Origin of the sequence: Hominilimicola fabiformis (assembly GCF_020687385.1) — a bacterium.
GTDB lineage: Bacteria > Bacillota > Clostridia > UBA1381 > UBA1381 > Hominilimicola > Hominilimicola fabiformis.
The window spans coordinates 33,554-58,537 of the sequence record NZ_JAJEQM010000002.1; the positions used below are offsets into that span (position 1 = coordinate 33,554).

At 39.1% G+C, this 24,984-nt stretch carries 20 protein-coding genes; 11 read left to right on the forward strand and 9 right to left on the reverse strand.

Going from position 1 to position 24,984, the window contains the following annotated elements; translation table 11 throughout:
- The first annotated feature begins 195 nt into the window (after positions 1 to 195).
- Positions 196 to 1,773 carry a prenyltransferase/squalene oxidase repeat-containing protein gene (locus LKE05_RS01605; protein ID WP_308455722.1) on the forward strand — a complete coding sequence of 526 codons (1,578 nt, stop codon included), beginning with the start codon at positions 196 to 198 and terminating at the stop codon, positions 1,771 to 1,773.
- Positions 1,774 to 1,825: 52 nt separating this feature from the next.
- Here LKE05_RS01605 and spoVT read toward each other — a convergent pair whose 3' ends face one another.
- The 7 genes from spoVT to LKE05_RS01640 form a co-directional block, all read right to left on the reverse strand.
- Positions 1,826 to 2,362: a stage V sporulation protein T gene (gene spoVT / locus LKE05_RS01610; protein WP_118446585.1), complete on the reverse strand. Its 537-nt coding sequence runs from the start codon at positions 2,360 to 2,362 to the stop codon at positions 1,826 to 1,828.
- 241 nt (positions 2,363 to 2,603) lie between these two features.
- Entirely contained in the window at positions 2,604 to 3,914 is a 1,311-nt protein-coding gene (gene aspS, locus LKE05_RS01615; protein ID WP_308455723.1) for an aspartate--tRNA(Asn) ligase, read from the reverse strand.
- 13 nt (positions 3,915 to 3,927) lie between these two features.
- Positions 3,928 to 5,346 carry an Asp-tRNA(Asn)/Glu-tRNA(Gln) amidotransferase subunit GatB gene (gatB, locus tag LKE05_RS01620; RefSeq protein ID WP_308455724.1) on the reverse strand — a complete coding sequence of 473 codons (1,419 nt, stop codon included), beginning with the start codon at positions 5,344 to 5,346 and terminating at the stop codon, positions 3,928 to 3,930.
- Entirely contained in the window at positions 5,343 to 6,755 is a 1,413-nt protein-coding gene (gene gatA / locus LKE05_RS01625) for an Asp-tRNA(Asn)/Glu-tRNA(Gln) amidotransferase subunit GatA (RefSeq protein WP_308455850.1), read from the reverse strand. Before gatA ends, gatB begins: the two co-directional genes overlap by 4 nt.
- Positions 6,756 to 6,805: 50 nt before the next feature.
- Entirely contained in the window at positions 6,806 to 7,084 is a 279-nt protein-coding gene (gatC, locus tag LKE05_RS01630) for an Asp-tRNA(Asn)/Glu-tRNA(Gln) amidotransferase subunit GatC (protein ID WP_022229919.1), read from the reverse strand.
- Positions 7,085 to 7,288: 204 nt separating this feature from the next.
- Positions 7,289 to 9,106, reverse strand: coding sequence for a VanW family protein (locus LKE05_RS01635; protein ID WP_308455725.1), 1,818 nt, complete (start codon positions 9,104 to 9,106; stop codon positions 7,289 to 7,291).
- A gap of 31 nt (positions 9,107 to 9,137) precedes the next feature.
- The gene (locus LKE05_RS01640; RefSeq protein ID WP_308455726.1) at positions 9,138 to 9,656 is read right to left on the reverse strand and encodes a hypothetical protein; all 519 of its coding nucleotides are present in this window, start codon (positions 9,654 to 9,656) and stop codon (positions 9,138 to 9,140) included.
- 313 nt (positions 9,657 to 9,969) lie between these two features.
- On the opposite strand from LKE05_RS01640, the gene LKE05_RS01645 reads away from it, so the two are divergent.
- The 7 genes from LKE05_RS01645 (at position 9,970) to LKE05_RS01675 (ending at position 19,700) form a co-directional block, all read left to right on the forward strand.
- The gene (locus LKE05_RS01645) at positions 9,970 to 11,988 is read left to right on the forward strand and encodes a DNA gyrase/topoisomerase IV subunit B (RefSeq protein ID WP_308455727.1); all 2,019 of its coding nucleotides are present in this window, start codon (positions 9,970 to 9,972) and stop codon (positions 11,986 to 11,988) included.
- A 16-nt stretch (positions 11,989 to 12,004) separates the two neighbouring features.
- Positions 12,005 to 14,218 carry a DNA gyrase subunit A gene (locus tag LKE05_RS01650; protein WP_022229923.1) on the forward strand — a complete coding sequence of 738 codons (2,214 nt, stop codon included), beginning with the start codon at positions 12,005 to 12,007 and terminating at the stop codon, positions 14,216 to 14,218.
- Between the two features lie 42 nt (positions 14,219 to 14,260).
- The gene (locus LKE05_RS01655; protein ID WP_022229924.1) at positions 14,261 to 15,625 is read left to right on the forward strand and encodes a citrate/2-methylcitrate synthase; all 1,365 of its coding nucleotides are present in this window, start codon (positions 14,261 to 14,263) and stop codon (positions 15,623 to 15,625) included.
- Positions 15,626 to 16,063: 438 nt separating this feature from the next.
- Positions 16,064 to 16,801 (forward strand): WecB/TagA/CpsF family glycosyltransferase, encoded by a 738-nt coding sequence (locus LKE05_RS01660; RefSeq protein WP_308455728.1) that lies wholly within the window; start codon positions 16,064 to 16,066, stop codon positions 16,799 to 16,801.
- Positions 16,802 to 16,815: 14 nt separating this feature from the next.
- Positions 16,816 to 17,490 carry a dTMP kinase gene (locus tag LKE05_RS01665; protein ID WP_147514923.1) on the forward strand — a complete coding sequence of 225 codons (675 nt, stop codon included), beginning with the start codon at positions 16,816 to 16,818 and terminating at the stop codon, positions 17,488 to 17,490.
- Positions 17,487 to 19,010 carry a DUF5050 domain-containing protein gene (locus LKE05_RS01670; protein ID WP_308455729.1) on the forward strand — a complete coding sequence of 508 codons (1,524 nt, stop codon included), beginning with the start codon at positions 17,487 to 17,489 and terminating at the stop codon, positions 19,008 to 19,010. Before LKE05_RS01665 ends, LKE05_RS01670 begins: the two co-directional genes overlap by 4 nt.
- Positions 19,011 to 19,229: 219 nt before the next feature.
- Positions 19,230 to 19,700 carry a DUF2798 domain-containing protein gene (locus LKE05_RS01675; RefSeq protein ID WP_022229928.1) on the forward strand — a complete coding sequence of 157 codons (471 nt, stop codon included), beginning with the start codon at positions 19,230 to 19,232 and terminating at the stop codon, positions 19,698 to 19,700.
- Positions 19,701 to 19,716: 16 nt separating this feature from the next.
- Here the strand turns inward: LKE05_RS01675 and LKE05_RS01680 are convergent, their stop codons facing one another.
- Positions 19,717 to 20,562 carry an AraC family transcriptional regulator gene (locus tag LKE05_RS01680; protein ID WP_308455730.1) on the reverse strand — a complete coding sequence of 282 codons (846 nt, stop codon included), beginning with the start codon at positions 20,560 to 20,562 and terminating at the stop codon, positions 19,717 to 19,719.
- Positions 20,563 to 20,691: 129 nt separating this feature from the next.
- On the opposite strand from LKE05_RS01680, the gene LKE05_RS01685 reads away from it, so the two are divergent.
- Complete coding sequence (locus tag LKE05_RS01685) at positions 20,692 to 21,537, forward strand: ComEC/Rec2 family competence protein (RefSeq protein WP_308455731.1); 846 nt, start codon at positions 20,692 to 20,694, stop codon at positions 21,535 to 21,537.
- 39 nt (positions 21,538 to 21,576) lie between these two features.
- Here the strand turns inward: LKE05_RS01685 and LKE05_RS01690 are convergent, their stop codons facing one another.
- Positions 21,577 to 22,503: a glycoside hydrolase family protein gene (locus tag LKE05_RS01690; RefSeq protein ID WP_308455732.1), complete on the reverse strand. Its 927-nt coding sequence runs from the start codon at positions 22,501 to 22,503 to the stop codon at positions 21,577 to 21,579.
- A gap of 147 nt (positions 22,504 to 22,650) precedes the next feature.
- On the opposite strand from LKE05_RS01690, the gene LKE05_RS01695 reads away from it, so the two are divergent.
- Together LKE05_RS01695 and LKE05_RS01700 are read left to right on the forward strand one after the other, a co-directional pair.
- Complete coding sequence (locus tag LKE05_RS01695) at positions 22,651 to 23,124, forward strand: DNA-deoxyinosine glycosylase (protein ID WP_337869906.1); 474 nt, start codon at positions 22,651 to 22,653, stop codon at positions 23,122 to 23,124.
- 90 nt (positions 23,125 to 23,214) lie between these two features.
- Positions 23,215 to 24,981, forward strand: a complete 1,767-nt coding sequence (locus LKE05_RS01700) for a Na/Pi cotransporter family protein (protein WP_308455733.1) — start codon at positions 23,215 to 23,217, stop codon at positions 24,979 to 24,981.
- Positions 24,982 to 24,984 lie beyond the last annotated feature (3 nt).

Here is a 24,984-nt window from a genome sequence, read left to right on the forward strand (position 1 = left end):
TCCCTTAAATTTTATCATATCATAAATTGATAAAAATTGATAATTAAATAACAGTGAATTTAGTTTAATATGACGATAAAATTTGTAATGAAAATATAATGAATTTTGTAAAGAATAATGGTTGAAAACTGTTAGTAATGTATGGTATAATGATAAACTGATATAGAGTATTTAAAGTCAGAAGGGATTTTTAATATGAAGAAAAAAATCATGGCGGCTGTTTTATGCACTTCGATGCTGATTCCGACAGTGTGCGTCAATGCGGAAACAAGTGAAAGCGACATAAAAAGTGCTATAGAAAAAGCAATAGAATGGAAAGCTGATAAGGATAGTCCGTTTTACGGAATCGGATCATACAGTTCTGATTTTTATATTATGGCTTTGAACCGAATGGGTAAAAACTATGATTACAGCAGATATTTGGCGGGCCTTGACGGAGTTGCGGCAGGTTACGGCGAAGAACATAATGCCTCGTCTATGCAAAGAACAGTGCTTGCAACGATAGCGTCGGGCGGTGATCCGAGAAATGTCGGCGGACGTGACTTGGTTGCGGACGGTATTTATTACAGAGATAATGTTTCACCACTCGGAAAAGAGGGTGTAAACGGATATTCGTGGGGACTTATTGCTCTTGATTCAAAGAGTTTTGAAACTCCTGAATGGGCATTGTCAAACAGAAACGATATACTTGCAGGGATATTGTCACATCAAAATACGAACGGCAGTTTTGATGACAGCGTGTACAGTACCGCAGTTGCAGTTACGGCGCTTGCACCATATTACGAAACAAGCGGTGCGTATACGATAACGCAAAATCAGACGGGTTATGTGATTGATTTAAGCCCTAAAGATGCGGTTGAGGACGCACTTAATTATTTGTCGGCAGAACAGGACAAAGACGGTGATTGGGGTGACCTTGAATCAACGGCAATGACTGTTATCGCACTTGATACGTTGGGTGTTAATGCTGACAGTGACGGCAGATTTGTGGCTAAAAACGGCAGTGCGGTAGACGGCTTAATGCAGTATCAGCAAAAAGACGGTGGATTTTCGACCGGTAAGGGAAAGAGTAACAGTGAGGCAACATCTTTGGCAGTGTGCGCACTTACAAGCCATTTGAGAAAGTTGCAGAATAAAGCGACATTCTTTAATTTTGACATAAATGATTCGGTTGTGTTTGAAACACCTGCACCGACGAAAGCACAATCTTCAAACAATACGTCAAATAAGACATCATCAAGTACATCAAAATCAAATACGACAACAAAGACAACTACGAAACCGAAAACAACAACAAAGCCTAAAACGACAACAAAACCAAAGACAACGACTAAGGTGACGGGAACAATGAAACCGACAAAAACGGCTTCGCCTATGGAATCATCATCACCAAAGCCGTCCCTGACACCAAGACCGACAAAAAAGCCGGCACTTGTAGGACCGGTTGAGATGCCTGGACCAATGCCGTCATTTGAACCGAATGAAGCACTTCCGCAGGAAAAGGGACATCACGACAGAAAGAGCGGAGGAGCGGCAGTTGCGATTGTAAGCATAGTAGCGGTACTTTGCTTGGCGGCAATAGCGGTTGTATTGTATCTCGGTAAAACAAAGAAATTTGAGGGTAAAGGTATATTTAAGTATCTTGCACCGAAAAAGAAAAAGAAGAACGAAATATATAAGGCAAAACAGCATAGAAGGACAGAACAACACAGACGTTATGAAGAACGTGAAAAGTTTAAAAAACGACGTAAATTCGATAAGCGAAGAAGATAAATAAAAGGTGACTGCATTTTTGCAGTCACCTTTTACATTGCAGACAACCTTTTCAGCCTTCCATATGCTTGCCTAAAAAGCCGGCGGCGGATTCTGCTAATTTTTCTTCAACTTCAGACGCAGTTTCACCATCTTTTAAAATGAATAAAACAGAGCCGATCGTGTCACCCTCCGATACTATCGGAACAACAACGCCCGCGTTGTATTTTTCAACACCGTCAGCGACTGAAACAGGTTTGCCGTCTTTGTAGCTTACAATGATTTTTTCGTTCATTACATTTTCAAGCTCACTGCTTACAGGCTTTTCGATAAGCTCTTTCTTCGGTAATCCCGATACTGCAATGACATTGTCACGGTCGGTTATACAAGCACCGTGTCCGCTTGCTTTGGCAAGTGTTTCAACATAATTTGCGGCAAAGTCACCAAGCTCGCCGATTGGGGAGTATTTTTTGAAAATAACCTCACCGTCTTTTTCTGTATAAATTTCAAGAGGATCGCCCTCTCTGATTCGCATAGTGCGTCGTATTTCCTTTGGAATAACAACTCTTCCGAGATCATCTATTCTTCTTACAATTCCTGTTGCTTTCATCGCTTTTCCTCCAAAATAAATTTATATTTGTGTTAAATATTATTTGCATTGTTTTTTTGATTTATCCATAATTGATAAAAAAAACAAAAATTTTGGAGTTTTAAAAATTAATGTGTAATATTGCCACTGCTGTATGACCATTGAGGTGAGCAGTCGTGAAACGGCAGAGGGGTGGCAAATGAGCAAAATAAAAGGGCGACCATTGGTCGCCCCTACGAAAGTACATTAAATAATCATATCATCACGGATCAAGGTGGTGAATATCTCTTGGGAACAAGCTTGCCTCACGGATATTTGCAAGACCAAGCATTTTCATAACGACACGTTCAAGACCGATACCAAGTCCGCCGTGCGGTGGCATACCGTACTTAAATATATCGGTATATGCACCGAGGTCGCCCTCCTCCATATGATAACGTTTCATTTTTTCAAGAAGTTCGTTATAATCGTGTATTCTCTGACCGCCTGTTGTGATTTCAAGACCTCTGAAAAGCAAGTCAAAACTTTCGGCAAGTTTAGGGTCGTCTGCCGAATCCATTGCATAGAACGGACGTTTTAATCCCGGGAACTTTTCAACGAATATAAATTCACTGTCATAATTCTCTTTTGCGTATTCGCACAATTTAACTTCATCTGTAGGATCAAGGTCAAATTGATTATGTGACTTGCCGAGAATATCAAGTGCCTCAAAGAATGTTACCGAAGGGATTTCATTGATAACAGGCAATGTTGCACCCAAAAGCTCCAACTCGTCACTGTAATGTTTCGGCAAATACTCAACAACATATTTAAGCATAGCCGTTTCCATAGCCATAACATCATGCATATCGTTGATAAATCCTATTTCAAAATCAAGTCCGATATATTCGTTCAAATGACGTGTAGAGTTGTGTTTTTCGGCTCTGTAAACAGGAGCAATTTCAAACACTCTGTCAAAGAATGCTACGCAAGTCTGTTTGTAGAACTGCGGACTTTGTGCAAGATATGCGTCTTTATCAAAGTATTTCAATTTGAATATATTAGCACCGCCCTCAGCACCTGCCGCAACGATTTTGGGTGAATGTATTTCGGTAAAGTTATTGTTTAACATAAATTCACGAAATGCCGACACAACGCCCTCTGCAATTTTAAATACCGCTCTCTGTTCAGGGTGACGAAGTGCGACACTTCTGTGTGCCATTGAAGTTTCGATTGAACAGCCAAGCTTTTTGCTTGAAACGTGAAGAGGGTATTCCTCTGCGGGTTTTGAAAGTATTTCAAACGAAGAAAGAGTTATTTCATAGCCGTGATTAGCACGTTTTTCTTCTTTTACGTCACCTGTGATTTTGATATAAGCACCCTCACAAAGTGAGTTAAAATCGCCTGTACATTTATCCTTTGAATAAACGGATTGAAGAATATATCTTCCCGTACGAAGTATTACAAATGAGAAACCGCTCATTTTTCTAAGCTTATGCACGCAAGCACAAAAGCTTATTGAACCGCCGACAGCTTTTTGCAAATCGTCAAGAGTGATTTCGCTTATAAGCTGTGAACCATCTATTTTCTGCATATTAATTCCACCTTTATTTTAATTTTTCAGTCAATAAGTCCTTAGCAAGTTTAGGGTTTGCACCTTTACCCGCTGTGCGTACCACTTGTCCCATAAGAAAACCGAAAATCTTTTGATTACCGTTTTTGTAGCTTTCAACACTGTCTGCGTTTTCAGCTATAATTTTATCAATAATTTCTTCAAGCCCCGATGTGTCATTGTCCATAATAAAGCCGTTTTCTTTGGCAATATCAATAGGCTTACCGCCGTTATTGAACATAATCTTCAAAATATCCTTAGCGGCATTTTTGGAAACAACGCCGTCTGTTGACATTTTAACGAGTTCTGCCAAATCGGCAGGGGAGAATGTTACATCTGAAATAGTCTTTTCGGAATCGTTAAGGTTTCTGTTAAGTTCAACAAGCATTAGATTAGAAATTTGTTTGTAGTCCGGATTTATTTTTACAGACTCATCGTAAAAATCTGAAAATTCCTTGCTTGATATAATAAGATTAGCGTCATCTGTCGGAAGTCCGTACTTTTCTGTATAACGTACAAAACGGTCTTGTGGCATTTCAGGCATTGACTTTCTTATCTCCTCAATGTCTTCGTCCGATAGGAATACCGGAGGAATATCCGGCTCAGGGAAGTAACGATAATCGTGTGCGTCCTCTTTTGAACGTAATGCCTTTGTATCGCCGTGGTTGTCGTTGTAACGTCTTGTTTCCTGAATAACAGTACCGCCGTTATCAAGAATTTCCGCTTGACGGTTTATTTCATATTCAATCGCACGACCGATTGCTTTTAATGAGTTCAGATTTTTAAGCTCGGCACGGGTACCGAATTCGGTTGAGCCGACAGGCATAATTGAAATATTAACGTCAACACGCATTGAGCCTTGCTCCATTTTTGCGTCACACACGCCTGCATACTTTAAACGCAAAGCAAGTTTTTCAACAAAGTCTTGAACTTCTTCGATTGAACGGAAGTCCGGCTCTGTTACGATTTCAATAAGCGGTACACCGCAACGGTTATAGTCAGCCATTGAAATGCCCTCATAATCGTCATGCACAAGCTTACCCGCGTCCTCCTCAATGTGAATGTGGTTAATTCTGATGTCCTTACCGCCTGTGACGGTTATATAACCGCCTGTACAGATCGGGTGGTCAAATTGTGTTATCTGATATGCTTTAGGCAAGTCGGGATAAAAATAATTCTTTCTGTCGAATGCACTGTAATTATTTACGGTACAGTCAAGTGCAAAACCTGCCTTTGCGGCAAGCCTTACCGCACCTTGATTTAAAAGGGGAAGTGTACCCGGAAGTCCCGAACATCTTGGACATACACGAGTGTTTTCGCTGCCGCCGAATTCATTCTGACAAGTACAGAATACTTTTGAATCTGTCAATAATTCCGCGTGAATTTCAAGTCCTATTACGGGTTGGTATCTCATAGTACAATCTCCTTTCGTTCAAAGTCTTTTTCAAATCTGTCGCATACTGCGATGATTGTCTTTTCGTCAAATGCTTTTCCGATAAGGCTCATACCGATAGGCAAACCTTTTGAATCGTAACCGCAGGTTGTAGAAATTGCGGGAAGTCCGGCAATGTTTACCGTTACTGTATAAATATCGGCAAGATACATTTTAACGGGATCGTTTTCCTGTTCACCGATTTTATAAGCCGTAGTCGGTGCGGTCGGTGTAAGCATAACATCGCACTTGCTGAATATATCGGCATATTCGTTTCTTATTTGCGTTCTTATACGCGTTGCGTTTTTATAATATGCGTCATAGTAACCCGAACATAGTGCGTAGTTGCCAAGCATAATTCTTCTTTTAACCTCTTGACCGAATCCTTCACGGCGTGAATTTTTAATAAGGTCGTTAAAGTCTTCGCCAAGACCGCTTCTAAGACCGTATTTGATACCGTCAAAACGTGAAAGGTTGCTTGCCGCCTCGGCTGATGAAATTAGGTAGTAAGCCGAAACCGCATATTCAAGACTCGGAAGTGAAACGTCAACTATTTCACAGCCAAGTTTTTTGTAATATTCAACGGCATTTAAAACAGCCGTTTTAACTTCGTCATTTAGACCGTCACCGAAAAATTCTTTCGGTACACCGATTTTTAATTTGCTTACATCACTTCCGATAAGTGAATTATAGTTGCCCTCTGATTTTTTGCTTGATGTGGCGTCATTTTCATCATAGCCGTAAATGCCCTCAAGCATATAGCCTGTGTCTTCGGCAGACTTTGCGATAACGCCGATTTGGTCAAGTGAAGATGCGAATGCGATAAGTCCCCATCTTGAAACAGTGCCGTATGTCGGTTTAAGACCTGTAACACCGCAGAATGAAGCAGGCTGACGAACAGAACCGCCTGTATCCGAACCGAGTGCAGCGGCACAAAGGTCGGCACTTACGCTTGCTGCGGCACCGCCGGAAGAACCGCCTGTAACACGAGTTAAGTCGTAAGGGTTTTTAACACCGCCGAAATATGATGTTTGAGATGAACCGCCCATTGCAAATTCGTCCATATTTGTTTTGCCGAGCATAACGATGTTGTCTTTCTTTAATTTTTCCATTACCGTTGCGTTATACGGAGGAATGAAGTCATCAAGCATATGTGATGCACAGGTTGTCTTGACACCGAGTGTACATATGTTATCTTTAACCGAAATAGGCAATCCCGTAAATGCACCGCTGTTGCCACTGTCGATAACTTCCTGTGCTTTCTTTGCGTCCGCAAGTGCGTTTTCTTTGCACACTGTTATATAACTGTTTATTTCTTTATCTGAATTTTCTATTCTGTCAAGATATTGCTCGGTAAGTTCAACCGCACTGATCTCCTTACTGTCAAGCATTTCTCTCAGTTTTTTTAAAGCCACGTTAATCAAATCCTTTCTCTTGACTGTTAAACTACTTTAGGAACTACGAAACTGTTATTTTTAACATTCTTCGCATTCTTAACAATTTCTTCGGTAGGGTACGAATTTCGATGTTCGTCCGCCCTTAAATCTTTATAGTCAACCGCATCAAGTGCATAGGCAGGCTTTGATGTATCAAATTCACATACTTTATCCATGATAGCTATGATATTTGTCATATCAGCCGTCATTTGTTCAAGCTCTTCATCTGTAAATTCAAGCTTTGAAAGCTCTGCAAGGTGCTTTGTCAAATCTGAGTTAAACATATCAATTCTCCGTTCTTTAAATATTTTGTTTTTGTATAATGTTTTTATTATACAAAAAAAGACGTAATATAACAGAGCTTTCGCTCTGTTATACAACGTCTTTGCTGTAAGACTAATATTATAATACCATAATTTAAAAATGTTTGCAAGGGGTAAAATGAAAAAATATTAAGTTTTATATTATTTTCATTTATGCAATTTGCATTATGGCTCGTGCGGCATATATGTACTTGTATTAAGTGTATCGGTTGAGATAAGCTCACCGTTGACATATACATATCTTGTTGAATGAACAACGGTATTTTTGCCGGAAGTTGAAGAAGTGTTTGAAATTTTAACTTCTCTGTGAGGTTCCCAATCAGTACCGATAATGCTTACAGTGATTGTCGCACCGCTTGTGTAAGCCGAAACTTTAATCGGATAGTCGGTGTTGTTTTTAAATTTGAAATCAACTCCGCCGTCCGAAACGGTTGCGTCCTGACCGAGCGGAATATAACCTACGGTCATCATATGGTTAAGACGTTCAACAATTGAAAGGTCGGCATACAATACCGCCGAATAAAGAGTACTGCTGACTTGACAAGTACCGCCGCCGATACCGTCAACGCTCTTGCCGTCAACGTATTCTTTTGCGGTAGAGAAACCGTTTTCGATTGTGCGGTGACCGACTGTGTCGTTGAATGAGAATACATCACCCGGTGCAATTACTTTGCCGTTTATAAGGCTTGCCGCTCTTGCAACGTTGGCACATCTGTTTGCGGTCGAACTGCCGTATGATGTTGAATAACTGCTCAATGTTGCCGAAAATAATTTTTCTCTTAATGTGTTTTCGTCAACGGTCGGATATGAAACGTAGAACGGCAATGTGACAGGTTCACAGCCTTCGTATACATTTCCTATAATTGCTGCAGCCTCATCTTTATTTATGTAACGTCCCGTATCGCCTGCGACTATGTTTACATCATTTCCGTTGACTTCGTATCTTGCGTCTGTCGGGTCTTTGTATACAAGTGCGTCAAGTGATTCGACAGTCATTTCGTCCGGTGGGGCAGAAGCGAATGTTACCGCGATGTTATTAAAAATTTCATTGCTAAGAGCGGTAATAACTTCTTGCTCGGCGGTTGATGGGTCTAAATTATAACCTGTCTTACCGGAATATATTGTAAGCGTACCGTCATCGTTAAATTCAACGTAATGCTGTTTTCTTTCACCAAGTGCAATGTTACCGAATTCGTTAAGCTTTGCGTCAAGCTGTTCGGTATCGACTTGTACGGCAGGAACGATTACGTGCGGTTTGAACATAAGTTCAATAGCGGCAAGTGCATTTTTAAATGTGCTGTCCGATTTGCAGTAATCGAAAGCTTTTTTTGCGGTATCTTCCGCAACGGCTGTAAGTCCTATGTCTGAGCCGTTTATTTCGTATGTCTGACCGTTTGAAGTCAATGTGATTGCAGCATCCTGTAAAAGATATGTTGCGTTTATTGAATCAAGTGCCTCGTCATATGTAAGACCGCCAACGTCCAACTGCTCTATGTACACATTTTTCATAACCTTATCTTCTTCTATAGTAGAAAGGGAATATATGAAAAATGCAATGAAAGTACAAATCAGTACGATAACTGCGATTAAAGCGGGAACAGCCGCTTTTTTTAATCCTGCTTTTATTTTTTTTGTAAGTTCAGCTTTTCTCTGTTCTTTTTCAATATCTGTTTCTGTATCGTCGTCTGCATTGTCGTCTTGCTCAGACGGAGATGTTTCGTCATTTTCTTCGGTAGAAATTGCAAAATCGTCTTCCTCATCGTCAAAACTGTAATTATCGGCTATTTCTTCTTCACTGATTGTATTGGGAACATCAGACTCGTTATTTTCCGTCAATTCGCTTTCGGAAACATTTTCTTCACTGACAGGAGTAACATCTGTTTCTTCTGTATCATTTGTTTCTGTATTTTCGGAATTTTGCATTACATCGTTTGCGTCATTTTCGTTTAGAATTTTCTTATTCTCGTTGTTATTTTCCTGCATTACAATTATATCCTTTCTGAATACTGTTTAATTATTTATAAAAACGCTTAAATTCATCTAAGTATTTTGAATATTCAACCATAAAGGCTTTAAATTGCTTGTTTTTCATAAGTAAAGAAAATGCCTTTTTAATATTTTTAATGAAAACCGCGTCAAAATCTTCAAGATAAAAACCTTTAGCCATAGGACAGACGCCTTTTGCACGTGGGTCAACGATAATATCCATATGACCGTTTTTGTCAAGATACGGTGTAAGCGGAAAAATCCGACAGGCTAACGGACGTTGATATCTGTCACAATAACCTTGACACATAGCTATAGGCGTGGTATATGTTTTTCCGTTATAATCATATGTGAAGTCTGTCTTTTCAATTCGTACCCAATCGGGATTTAACAGATTAAAAACTTCTTTTTCGCCCGGAAAAAGAAACATTCCGCTGTCGTCACCTTTACAGCAAGCCTTGTCGCAAAGCTGACCGCAGTCAACCGGAACAGGCGTTACGTCGTCAAAAAGTTTATACAGCTGAAGATATATATATGCGGTATTCATAGTTAAAACCTCAAATCGTTAAAATTAATGTATTAATAAACTGTATATACATTGTATATACAGTATAATTTTAGCATAAAAAATGTCGTAAAACAATAGGAAAATAATTTTTTTACGCAATGTATCATTTTCTCTGTAATCATTTGGTTGTTTTATCAATGTTGAACAAATAATAAAGAAGTGTGTAACATTCATTTAATCTAAATGTTGCCTTACGGCGTTTGACAAAACAACCTATATAGTAGTATAATTAATAAGATATAATAGTATTTTTATAGCTGAAAGCGAAAATACATGAAAGGACGGTTAGTTTATGCCGAAAAAGAAACAGGAATACGGAAATGACAGCATAACAAGTCTAAAGGGTGCGGACAGAGTAAGGAAGCGTCCTGCTGTAATATTCGGTTCAGACGGTCTTGAAGGCTGTGAACATTCTTTTTTTGAAATATTATCAAATTCAATAGATGAAGCTCGTGAGGGCTACGGAAGTTTAATAGAAGTTACGCGTTTTATGGATAAATCCATAGAAGTAAAGGACCACGGCCGCGGAATACCTCTTGACTATAACGAGGGCGAGGGCAGATTTAACTGGGAGCTTGTATATTGTGAATTGTACGCGGGCGGTAAGTATGACAACAATAAAGGCGGAATGTATGAGTACAGTTTGGGTCTTAACGGTCTTGGCGCATGTGCAACACAGTACAGCAGTGAATATATGGATGTAACCGTTGTGCGTGACAAAACGCAGTATACATTGCATTTTGAAAAAGGCGAAAACGTCGGAGGACTTCAAAAGGCTGAAACTAGAAGCGTTCAGACGGGAACGGTACAAAAATGGAAACCTGACACAGAAGTTTTTACCGATATAAATATACCGATTGAATTTTTCCAAGACGTTTTAAACAAGCAGGCTATGGTTAATGCAGGCTTGAAATTCGTTCTTTACAACGAAACAGAAACAGGTATGGAAATGTTCGAGTATTATTACGAGAACGGTATTGTTGACTATGTTAAAGAAACTGTCGGCGATGACAGCTTTACAACTGTTGAAACGTGGGAAATGGAACGCGAGGGACGTGACAGGGCGGACAAAGAGGATTACAGAATGAAAATGCAAGTTGCATTCTGTTTCTCAAACAAAGTCAATATGCTTGAATATTATCACAATTCAAGTTACCTTGAACACGGCGGTTCACCCGATAAGGCGGTAAGAAACGCATTCGTATATGCGATTGACAGATATTTGAAACAGAATGACAAATATAATAAAAACGATTCAAAAATAACATTTGCGGACGTAGCGGACTGTTTGGCACTTGTTATAAACTCATTCTCAACTCAGACAAGTTACGAAAACCAAACAAAAAAAGCGATAAACAACAAGTTTATTCAAGACGCAATGACGGAATTCTTACGTCAACAGCTTGAAGTTTACTTTATAGAAAACAAAACAGACACCGAAAAAATCGCAAATCAAGTTCTTGTCAATAAAAAGAGCCGTGAAAATGCCGAAAAGGCAAGAATTGATATAAAAAAGAAACTTACGGGTACAATGGATATAACGAACAGAGTTGAAAAGTTCGTTGATTGCAGAAGTAAGGACGTTTCACAGCGTGAAGTTTATATAGTGGAGGGCGACTCGGCTTTAGGTTCGTGTAAATTGGCGCGTGACCCGATGTTTCAGGCGATTATGCCGATTAGAGGTAAGATACTGAATTGTCTGAAAGCCGATTATCCGAGAATTTTTAAGAGCGATATTATAACCGACCTTGTAAAAGTGCTTGGCTGCGGTGTGGAGATTAAGTCTGCTCATAATAAAAATATTGAAAGTTTTAATCTTGACAATTTGCGTTGGGACAAGGTTATCATCTGTACAGATGCCGACGTTGACGGCTTCCAAATCAGAACGCTTGTTCTTACAATGATATACCGCCTTATGCCTACACTTATCGAAAAAGGCAAGGTGTATATTGCCGAATCACCGCTTTACGAAATAACGATTACAAAGACAAAGCGTAAGGGTGAAAAACATTTTGCGTATACAGACGGTGAAAAGGAAGAAATATTAAAGAAATTTACAGAGGACGGATTGTCGAAAGAACGTGACGAATACGATATTAAACGTTCAAAAGGTCTTGGTGAAAACGAGCCTGATATGATGAGTCTTACGACAATGCACCCGTCAACAAGACGGCTTATAAGAGTAACGCCGGAAAATGCGGAAATCACATCGAGAATGTTTGACGTATTGCTTGGCGATAATATTACGGACAGAAAAGAATACATTGCCGACAACGGCGGAAAATATATGGAAATGCTTGACTTATCATAAAGGATAGGAGAATTTTATGGCAAGGAAGAAAAAGAAAGTAGAAGAAAAAGAGATTATATATGCTCCGATAGACGAACAGCCCATTACCGAAACACTTGAGCAGAACTATATGCCCTATGCGATGAGTGTTATCGTATCGAGAGCAATTCCCGAAATAGACGGACTTAAGCCTGCTCACAGAAAACTTTTGTACACAATGTATACAATGGGACTTTTGGGAGGAAAACTTACAAAATCGGCTAACGTAGTCGGACAGACAATGAAATTAAACCCTCACGGTGACAGTGCCATATATGAAACAATGGTACGTTTGACACGCGGTAACGAGGCACTTTTGCACCCGCTTGTCGAGTCTCAGGGTAACTTCGGTAAGCAGTATTCGAGAGATATGGCATATGCGGCGTCAAGATATACGGAGGTAAGACTTGATCCGATATGTGCGGAACTGTTTAAGGATATTAATAAGAATACGGTTGAGTTTATAGACAGTTATGACGGTGAAATGAAAGAACCGACGCTTTTGCCGGTTGCGTTTCCGAATATTCTTATAAATCCAAATCAAGGTATTGCTGTAGGTATGGCAAGTAATATTTGTTCATTCAATCTTAAAGAAGTTTGTGACGCAACTATCGCTTGTATGAAAAACGAAAATGCGGACGTGATTAAATATATGCCTGCACCTGACTTTTCAATGGGAGCGGACCTTATTTACTCTGAAAGCGAAATGCGTAAGATTTACGAAACAGGCCGCGGAAGTTTTAAACTTCGTGCAAAATATACTTACGACAAGGCAAATAACTGTATCGAAATCAACGAAATTCCTTATACAACAACAGTCGAAGCGATAATCGGCAAGATTATGGAGCTTGTAAAAGCGAACAAACTGAAAGAAATTTCAGACGCACGTGACGAAACAGGTCTTGACGGTTTTCAAATCGCACTTGATTTAAAACGCGGCGTTGATCCCGATATGCTTATGACAAAGCTTTATAAGCTGACACCGCTTGAGGACAGTTTTAGCTGTAACTTCAATATCTTGATTAATGCAAGACCTATGGTTCTGGGCGTTAAGCAGATTTTACAGCAGTGGATACTGTTCAGAATGAACTGCGTTAAAAACGGTATTAAATATGATATTGATAAAAAAAGCGAAAAACTTCACCTTTTAACAGGTCTTAAAAAGATTTTGCTTGATATTGACAAAGCGATTGCAATAATTCGTCATACGGAAAAAGATACCGATGTTGTTCCTAATCTTATGGAGGGCTTTGACATTGACGAAGTTCAAGCGGAGTATATTGCGGAAATCAAACTTCGCAGTTTGAACAAGGAATATATCATAAACAGAACCGCAGAGATTGAAAAACTTATGGAGGAACTTGAAGAACTGAACCGTATTTTGGGTGACGATAACGAGGTTAAGAATATTATCGCAGACCAGTTAAAGAAAATCGCAAAGAAATACGGTCAGGAAAGAAAGACGACTTTAATCAGCGGTGAGGAAATAACGGAGTATAACGAAACGGAAAATATAGACGATTATCCGCTTACAATTTTCGTAACGAGAGATAATTATATTAAGAAGATTTCAGCCGTATCACTTCGTTCAAGTACAACGGAGCATAAATTAAAGGAAACAGATGAAATTGTTCAGACAATGGAATCGACAAATAAATCCGAACTTATATTCTTCTCAAATAAGTGCGTTGCATATAAAATGAAAACATATGACCTTGCAGATGCAAAGGTAAGCACTATGGGCGAGTACCTGCCGGGAATACTTGGACTTGAAGAAGATGAAAAAATAGTGTATACTGTTGTAACAACGGATTATAAGGGCGAAATGCTGTTTACGTTTGAAAACGGTAAAATGGCGAAAGTTGCGCTTTCAAATTATGAAACTAAGACAAACCGTAAAAAACTTATCGGTGCATACGGAAATAAGTCGCCGATATGTGATATAAGACTTCTTGATGAAGATAAAGATGTTGTTCTGATGTCGGATAATAACAGAGTGTTATTGGTTAATACGGAAAAAATTCCGCTTAAAGCGACAAAGAGTACACAGGGTATACAGGTAATAACGTTGCGTAAAAAAGACGCAAAGGTTGTTAAGGTTGTAGACAAAGAACAATGCACAGTTGAGGACATTGAGCATTACAGACCGAAAAATATTCCGGCAGCCGGAGGAATTTTAAGGGGAGAGGACAATCAAATAAGTCTGATATAAATTTCAAGCTCTGATATAGCGGAGCGGAAGGGAAGTGGAGATATGTTAAAGGAAGAGGATAAAAAGAGATTACAAGAGAGATTTCAAGAAGAGGCATCAGATGTGTATCAGCCGTTTTCAAAGGAACTTTTTAAGCAGTACAGCGTTAAAAGAGGTTTGAGAAACGATGACGGTACAGGTGTAATGGCAGGGCTTACTTCTGTCGGTGCGGTTTTGGGTTACTATATTGATGACGGTGAAAAAATCCCTATGGAAGGTCATTTGAGATACCGTGGTTATGACCTTACAGATATAGTTAAAAACTGTGAAAAAGAGAAGAGATTTGGTTTTGAAGAAGTAGCATATCTGCTGTTATTCGGACATCTTCCGGATAAAAAGACTTTGGACGATTTTTCAAGACTTATCGGAAATCTTCGTGTATTGCCGGAAGGCTTTGCGGAAGATATGATTTTGAAAGCTCCTAGTAAGAATATAATGAATAAAATTGCCCGTTCCGTACTTGCGTCTTATTCGTATGACTCAAATCCGGATGATATTTCAACGGGTAATATCCTGCGTCAGTCAATAGAATTGATTGCAAGACTTCCTGTAATGGCGGCATACGGCTATCAGGCGAAGAGCCATTATCATGACGGAAAAAGTCTGTATCTTCACACACCGCAGCCAAGATTGTCAACAGCTGAGAATCTGCTTTATATGATAAGACCCGATAATAAATATACTCGTGAAGAAGCGGAAATGCTTGATGTATTGCTTATGATACACGCTGAACACGGCGGAGGTAACAATTCGGCATTTACAACAAGAGTTGTTTCTTCATCGGATACTGATACATATTCTGCTATTGCGGCGGCTATCGGTTCACTTAAAGGTCCTAAGCACGGTGGTGCAAACGCAAAAGTTATGGGTATGATGGAAGAAATCAAGGCAAACGTTAAGCACTGGGAAGATGATGAGGAGGTTAAGGCATTCCTTGCAAAAATTCTTCGTAAAGAGGCTTTTGACGGTTCGGGACTTATATACGGTATGGGACACGCTATTTATACATACAGTGACCCAAGATGTATTTTGCTTAAAGAAAAAGCAGGTCAGCTTGTTTCAAATCACCCTGAATTTGAAAAGGAATTTAAACTGTATTGCAGTGTTGAACGTCTTACACCGGGTGTATTTGCGGAAGTTAAGAATAATCATAAGGTTATGTGTGCGAACGTTGATATGTATTCTGGCTTTGTTTATAAAATGCTCGGCATACCTACCGAAATGTATACACCGCTTTTCGCTATTTCAAGAATTGTCGGCTGGTGCGCACATAGACTTGAAGAAGTTATCGGCTGCGGCAGAATTATCAGACCGGCATATAAGTCGATGGTACACAGTAAGGAGTATACAAAAATAGATAACAGATAATAGATATTCGTAGTGGCGATCATTGGTCGCCAAAAAAACACCCCACAGACGGCAATGCCGACAGCTCCCCTCAATGGGAGCCGAAAAGCCTCTCCTTGAGGAGAGGTGTCACGAAGTGACGGAGTGGTGGCAAATGAGGATGCTCGTAGTGGCGATCATTGGTCGCCCCCAAAAAAGCCACCCCACAGACGGCAATGCCGACGACTCCCCTCAATGGGAGCCGAAAAGCCTCTCCTTGAGGAGAGGTGTCACGAAGTGACGGAGTGGTGGCAAATGAGGATACTCGTAGAGGCGAACATTGGTCACCCTAAAAAGCCACCCCATAGTCGGCAATGGCGACAGCTCCCCTCAATGGGAGCCGAAAAGCCTCTCCTTGAGGAGAGGCGTCACGAAGTGACGGAGTGGCAAATAAAATATATTCAAAGCAAGGAGAAGAACATGGATAAAGTAAACATACTTGGTGTTCACGTTGACATGGTGAACATTTCACAGGCTACTGACTGCATTATGCGTTTTTTGGACGAAGATAAGTTTCATGCGGTATACACGCCTAATTCGGAAATAATTATGCTTGCATACAAAGACGAAAAATTTTGTAAACTTCTTAATAATGCTGACTTGCTTACTGCCGACGGCATAGGCGTTGTGCATGCGTCAAAGATTTTGAAAAAGCCTATAAGCGAACGTGCGGCAGGATATGACATTGCAAGACAGGTTTTGCAAAAAATGAATTACACAGACCACAAGCTGTTCCTTTTCGGAGGTAAGCCGGGTGTTGCGGAAGAGGCAAAGAAAAAGCTTTTGGAAGAATACACCGACCTTAATATTGTCGGTACAAGAAACGGATATTTCAAGCTGGAAGAAGAGGCTGAAATTGTTGAGGAAATCAACAATTCCGGTGCGGATATTGTTTTTGTATGCTTAGGCGCACCTAAGCAGGAACAGTGGATTGAAAGAAACAGAGATGCACTTAAAGTACGCGTTGCGATGGGCATTGGCGGAAGTCTTGACGTATTTGCCGGAAAAGTTGAACGCGCACCTGAAATATTCTGTAAAACAGGTATGGAATGGTTTTACAGACTTTGCAAAGAACCTTGGCGCATAGGAAGAATGATGGAATTGCCTAAATTTGCGGCAACGGTAATTGCAAAAGGAAAAAAATACAAACAAGACTGATTTTAGGAGAAATTATGGGGATACTTATAGCAATTGACGGCGTTGACGCAAGCGGAAAGCAAACACAGACGGAACTTTTAAAAAAACGTCTTGAAAATAACGAATTAAAAATAAAGTCTGTGTCGTTTCCGGCGTATGACAACCCATCGTCAACACTTGTAAAGATGTACCTAAACGGTGAATTCGGCGACAAGCCGTCAGATGTGAATGCGTATGCCACATCAACGTTTTTTGCGGCTGACAGATTTGCGACGTATAAAACCGATTGGGGAAAGGATTACGAAAACGGTACATTGATTTTGGCAGACAGATATGTGTCGTCAAATCTTATACATCAGGCAAGCAAAATCGAAAATCAAGAAGAAAAAGACAAGTTTTTAACGTGGCTTGACGACCTTGAATACAATGTTTACGGACTTCCGCGTCCAAACGTTACGATATTTCTTGATATGCCGCCAAAGTACGGTATAGAATTAATGAAAGACAGGGCGAACAAGTCAAACGGTGGGGATAAAAAGGATATACACGAGAGTGATATATCGTATCTTCAAAAAAGCTATGATAATGCAGTATACGTATCAAAACGTTTCGGCTGGAAACATATTTCATGTGTTGAAAACGGAAAAATAAGAAGTGTCGAAGATATAAATGATGATATTTATGCTGTAATAAAGGAGCGATTATCTTGAAAAAACTGATTGCACTTTTGATAAGCGGAATAATTATGTTGCCGTGCGTAAATGCTTTGGCTAATGACGTTATAGAAGTATATATTGACGGCGAAAAATTGGAATGTGACGTTAATCCGAAGAATATTGACGAACGTGTACTTGTACCGATGAGAGCGATATTTGAGGCTTTCGGTGCAAATGTGTCGTGGGACAATAACGGCAGAACGGTTTGGGCTGAGAGAAACGGCGAATTTATATGCGTGCCTGTTGATAATCAAATTATGAGTACGGGAGTATATAATTCAGACGGTTCGGCAATTTGGGTTGACCAAATTCAGCTTGACGTACCTGCTAAAATAATTGATGACAGAACATATGTTCCCGTAAGAGCGGTTTCCGAAACTTTAGGTGCAACTGTCGGTTGGGACGGTGAAAACAACAGAGTTGTTATAGACAGCCGTATAAACGAAAGCGGTACGGTATACTATGCATCCGATTCTGACTATCAAAAGCTATATTCAGTAGACAAAAACAGTGCAAACAGACAGAAATTATCTGATAACAGCGTCTGTGAACTTGAGATGTATGACAATAATGTTTACTATTTGTCTAAAAATGACAGACACCTTTACCGAGCAAATGACATATCGGGTGAAGAGGAACTTATCAATAAAACGGTCAATAAAATTGCCGTTGATGATGGGTGGATATATTATCAGGAATCGGACGGCGGAAAAAAGAGCGGCATTCTTTATCGTATGAATATTGACAGCGGCGACGTTGAACGACTTACGGACAATTCGGTCAGATACCCTAAAAAGTACAAGGATTACATATATTTCAACTTGGATAATGACAATATAATGTACGGAATTACTCTTGACGGAACGTCACTTGTGAAATTAAGCATGGGTGACAATGATGTTAAGCTGTATCCGTTTAACTGTTTTTATTACGGAGATTATCTGTTTGTCGAAAACGGTGTTTGGTACGGTAATTTGATGAGAATTAGCCGTGACGGAAGTGAAGTTAAGACCTTAAATCAAATTAATTCGCTTATTTGTAAAAAGCAAACGCCGACAGATAAAATTCTGTTTGTAAATCAAGATAACGGAAAAGATATTTATTGTATGAACATAGACGGAACAGATCAACATTTGGTCGTAAAGGGTGACGCGTCATGGATAAATATTGAACTTATTGCACAGTGGGGAGATACGATTTATTATAAAAACCCTTTCCGTGAGGAGGTTTACCGCGTAAATCTTGACGGCAGTGACAATAATTATGTTTGTTATGCAGACGATGTGAAGACTGCGGACGGCAGACTTATAACTTCATATAACGGACTTTATATAGGCAGTCTTGACGCAAGCGACTTGACGTGTATTTATGATAAAGCAGTAAAAAAATTCGATGTTGAAAATGATAAAATTTACTTTGTGGATAAAAAAAGCGGTAAGCTTTATACGTCCGATTTCTCCGGAAACGTAAATGTTGTAACAAACGAATCGGTCGGAGAATGGGTAAGTAATTAAGCCTGTTGACAGTTCCAAAAATCACATCGCAAGATGTGATTTTTGATTATTTTTAGAGAAAGGTATTGACAACACAGACTGGTTATGTTAAAATAATCCTCGCAATTTAATAATGCTTTGGTATATAATTGGAAACGACACATTGTGCTTAACGATGATAACGAACAACACGGATGTGTTGTTTTTTTGCGTAAATTTAAGAAAAGAGGGTAAAAATTTATGCCAAAGACAAAATTTCAAAACATTATTTTCACACTGATTATGGCTTTTATTATGGTGTACGCAATGATATGCTATAATATCAGCCTGAACAAGGGACAGATGAGCAATGAGGTGTTCTTGCTTGCATTTCACGAAATGGTTATAATGTGGCCTGCCGCATTCATACTTGAGTTTTTCGCAGTCGAAAAACTTGCGACAAAGCTTGCATTCAGATTTATAAGACCGGGAGTTGATAATCCGTTCTTTATCACGCTTGCAATTTCGTCAATGATTGTATGTATTATGTGTCCGACAATGAGTATGATTGCAACATTGCTGTTTAAAAATCCGGGCAAAGAAATTGTTGCGGTATGGTTGCAAACAACAGCTATGAATTTCCCAATGGCATTGTGCTGGCAAATATTTTTTGCGGGACCGCTTGCAAGATTGATTTTCAGAACAATATTCAAAAAACAACTTCAGCAATAATAAAAAGCAGTGTTAATCACTGCTTTTTTGATTTCTCTTTTAACATACGTCTGAATTTTTGCGGTGAAACATTGTACACTTGCTTGAAAATTCTTGATAAATGCGCACTTGACGAAAAGCCTGTACGAATAGCGATTTCGTTTAAGTTTAAATTTGTTTCGGCAAGCAGTGAGTGGACGTTTACAAGACGCACATTGTATAAATATTGCAGAAACGTTGCACCCGTTGCTTTGTGGAAAAGTCGTGAAAAATGATATTTGCTGATATGCACGACTTCGGTTATAATGTCAAGGTTTATGTCCTCTTTATAGTGATTGTTTATATAGTCAATCGCCGTAACTATTTCGGACGGAGTATTTTGACTTGTGATAATTTCGGCATTTTTTGAAAGGTCTTTAATTACAGAAACAAGCTGAAAAACACTGCTCAGCGCAAGTTTTTCGGAAAGCAAACCTATTCTGTTTGAAAATGCGTCAATTTTTTTGAAGTAATCGAGAATAAGAGTAAATTGCTCATCATTAAGATGGAATACGCACGACTTGATGTTATCGAAAAGAATGTCGGTTTCTGTTTTTGTCAAAATTCCGCTCAGCATATCACTGCTGAAATTCAAAACATATCTTTCGTAAAAATCAATGTCGCGGCTTTCCATATAGTGAATGTCAAACGGCTTTAAAATTACCAAATCGCCTTGCTTTAACGTGTAACAAATATCGTCAAGGAACAAGTATCGCTCACCGTCCGCCTGCAAATATATTTCATATGCGTCATGGTAGTGCTGTATCTTCATATCATATTTTTCCGATGATTTAACGTGATTTATATACATTTCCGAAAACGGAAAAAACACAGCATTTAACATATACAATATCCTTTCAAATTTATACTATACAGATATTTTAACATTAAACATCAAAATAATCAACAAAATACTTGCAGATTAAGTCAATTATAAGTTATAATAATTTTATATATGAAGGGAGAGTAGAAGATGAGCAAGATTTTAAATATGTTAATGGCATTTGTTATGTCATTCGGAATATCGGGAAGTAATGTAAACCCATCGGATATACCCGAAAATTCAAATTTTGAGGTGCATTTTATAGATGTAGGACAAGCCGATTCGGCGCTTATAGAATGTGACGGCGAAACGATGATGATAGACGGCGGAAATGTTGCGGACAGTAATGTGGTAGCGGCATATTTAAAGAAAGAAGATGTTACGGAGCTTAATTATGTTGTGTGTTCTCATGCTCATGAGGACCATGTCGGCGGTTTGTCAGGTGCGTTGTCGGTAACAAAAGCGGACAACATATATGCACCGAAAACAGAGGCGAATACAAAGGCATATAAAAATTTCAAGAAAAAAGCCGAAGAACAAAATGTTGAAATCAAGCACCCGAATGTCGGTGACGAAATTCAGCTTGGCAGCAGTATGGTTGAATTTTTAGGACCTGTTGACGAAAACGGCAAGGATTTAAACAGTACGTCAATAGTATTAAAAATCACATACGGAAACACATCATTCTTATTTACGGGTGACGCCGAAAGCGACGAGGAAGAAGAAATATTAAACAGCGGTGCGGATTTAAAATCAACGGTGCTTAAAGTTGGTCATCACGGTTCGAGAACGTCAACGTCATATCCGTTTTTGCGTGAAGTTATGCCGCAGTATGCCGTGATAAGCGTAGAAAAAGGCAATTCATACGGTCACCCTAATGAGGAAACTTTAAGTAAACTAAGTGACGCGGGTGTGGAAGTGTATCGCACCGATGAAAGCGGCGATATTGTAATGACAAGTGATGGAAACAGTATAAGCATAACTACATCAAAGTAATACAAAAGGTTAGACGGAATTTCGTCTAACCTTTTTATATTATTTAAGTTTAACCGATATATCCTTATTTCTGTCACATACCAAAACACCGTCTTTAACTTCAAGTTCGGCAACTTGAATTGACGTTCTGCGTTCGTTTCCGATATTATTTTCAAGCATATTTTTTTGTCTGTCAGGGTGAGTGAAGTAGAAAATATATGCGTTGTTGTCAGTTACATATACATCGGCGTGATTTGCGATAACTCCGTCATCTTCTCTTGTACCGCCTACGTCAAGAATACGACCGCTTTGCTTTGTCCAAGTCGTAAGGTCGTCCGAATAATAGACGTCCAAACCGCTCCAACAGTCGGTTATAAGCCAATACTTACCGCCAAATTCAAATACATTAGCGCCCTCGTGCGGAACATCATCGGCGGCACAGTCTTTAACTTCCCAATTATATAAGTCCTTGCTGTCGGCAAAATATGTATGAGAGCCGTTCCGCTCGTCCTTGTACCACATTCTGAAAATACCGTCTGGTAGCCTGAATACACAAGCGTCAATAATCTTTTCTGATGAAAGGTTAAGCTTGCTTTCAAAATTCCAATCAATTAAATTTTTTGAGGTGTAGTGAAGAATGTAACGCGGGTGATTCCAGTCGGCAGGAATTCCCGGAACATAGCTTACATACATATGATAAAGCTCGCCGAAACGTATAACCTCCGGTGCCCAATATGTATTTTTGCCTTCGCCGTATTCAAGGCCTTTGCATATACCTATATATTCCCATGAATTACCGTTGTCTTTACTTTCCGCAATTCCTATATCAGTACCGTGTACCCACATTACGCCTTCTTCTTCAACGTCTGCACGTCTTGCGGTGTAAAGCATATAATGAGTGCCTGTTTCTTCATTATATATAACGACAGGGTCAGCGGCTCCGTTATGAATAGGGTCTTTAAACAATGGTGCGTTTGCTGTTTTCATAATCTATAATCCTTTCTTTATTTATGAATATTTTTATGATATAATATAAAAATATAATAGTCAATACAAAATTTGATTTCCACTGATATTTTTATAAAATTAAGGTGTATTTAAGGTTTATACAGTATTATTTAAGAGGTGATAGAAATGGAATTTCATACAATAGAACCCATATACGATAAAAATTCAAAAATACTTATACTCGGCAGTTTCCCGTCTGTAAAATCACGTGAAGCAAACTTTTTCTACGGTCATCCGCAGAACAGGTTTTGGAAGGTGCTTGCGAATGTTATGAATGACGTCTGTCCGGGCACGACAGAGGAGAAAAAAGCATTTTTGATAAAACATAATATTGCGGTTTGGGATGTTATTGCAAGCTGTGACATAGAAGGTTCGTCCGACAGCTCTATAAAAAATGTTACGCCGAATGATTTAAGACGGATTTTACAAACGGCTGAAATTAAAAAAATCTTTACAAACGGAAATACCGCGTATAAATTGTTTGTAAAATACAATTCTGACTTAAATGCGGTAAAACTGCCGTCTACAAGCCCTGCAAACGCAATGTTTTCGCTTGAAAAATTAATCGAAAGCTGGCGAGTTTTAAAAGATTTTACATAAATTTAAGATAGGCTTGAATACAATTTTACATAGATTATATATAATTAGCTTAGAGGATTTTATAAAATATATAAATAAGGGGATAAAATTATGAACATTTTTGGCTTATTTTCATTGTTCGGAGGACTGGCGATGTTCCTTTACGGAATGAACGTAATGGGCAGCGGTCTTGAAAAGCTTGGCGGCGGTAAGTTTGAACAGATACTTGAAAAACTTACGTCAAATCCTATAAAAGGTGTTGTTTTGGGTGCTGCAGTTACGGCGGTTATACAGTCATCTTCAGCTACTACGGTTATGGTTGTAGGTTTTGTAAACTCAGGCATTATGAAACTCGGACAGGCTATAGGTATTATAATGGGTGCAAATATCGGTACGACTGTTACATCATGGATATTGAGCCTTTCCGGTATACAGGGGGACAGCTTTTGGATTCAACTCTGTAAGCCGGCTAACTTTACTCCGGTTTTAGCACTTATCGGTATTGTATTTACAATGGCTGCAAAGAGCGACTCTAAGAAGAATATCGGTAACATACTTCTTGGTTTTGCGGTACTTATGTTCGGTATGGAAACAATGTCGGCGGCTGTTGAGCCTTTAAAAGATGTTGAGGCATTTACAAACATACTTACAATGTTCCAAAATCCTATTTTAGGTGTGCTTGCAGGTGCTGTTTTAACGGCTGTTATACAATCGTCATCTGCATCTGTCGGTATACTTCAGGCACTTTCTTCTACGGGTAAAATAACGTTCGGTGCGGCAATTCCTATAATTATGGGACAAAATATAGGTACTTGTGTGACTGCACTTATATCATGTATCGGTGCAAGCAAAAACGCAAAACGTGCCGCAATGGTGCATTTGTATTTCAATATTATAGGTACGGTTTTATTCCTTGTATTATTCTATGCGGCAAATGCAATCTTCAATTTTGCATTTGTAAGCGATTCTGTTACACCGTTTAATATCGCAATAGTTCATACGATATTCAATGTTGTTGCAACGGCTGTATTGTTGCCGTTTAACAAGTTACTTGAAAAACTGGCAAGAATGACAATTAAAGAGGGTGCGGAAGAAAGCACATTCGGTTTGCTTGACGAAAGATTTTTACAAACTCCGTCATTCGCTGTTGAACAATGTATGACGCTTGCTACAAATATGGCATATATGGTAAAAGAGAGCTTTACCATGGCACAGGAATGTGTTGCAAAGTATTCAGAGTCGATAGATAGGAAAATTATAGAAACAGAAAATCTTGCCGATGAATATGAGGACGCACTCGGTGCATATCTTGTAAAGCTTTCGGCAAAGAGCTTGAATGAGTCGGATTCGCAGAAAGTTTCAATACTTCTTCACGCAATATCAGATTTTGAGAAAATGACGGACTATACCGCCGATTTGGTATTTACAGCGAGAGAAAAACGTGATAAAGACGTTCATTTCTCCGACAAGGCAAGACAGGAAATCACTATAATGGTTAATGCCGTCGGTGAAATTATCGACCTTACAATCAGTGCATTTTCAAAGGACGATGTTAAACTTGCTAATAAAGTTGAGCCTTTGGAGGACGTTATCGACAGACTTAGAAATGACCTTAAAAACCGTCATATAAAGCGTATGCAAGAGGGCAGATGCAGTGTAAATCAAGGTTTTGTATTTACCGATTACATTACCGCACTTGAAAAAATATCTGATCACTGTGCAAACGTTGCTGCAGCTATTATTGAACTCAATGACGAAAATTATGATGTGCATCACGTTATGAGTAACAGACGAAACAATCCTGAATATAAAGAATTGTGCGTTGAATTCGGTAAAAAGTATATATTGCCGTTTTCAGTATCGTCAGAAGTTGAATAATGT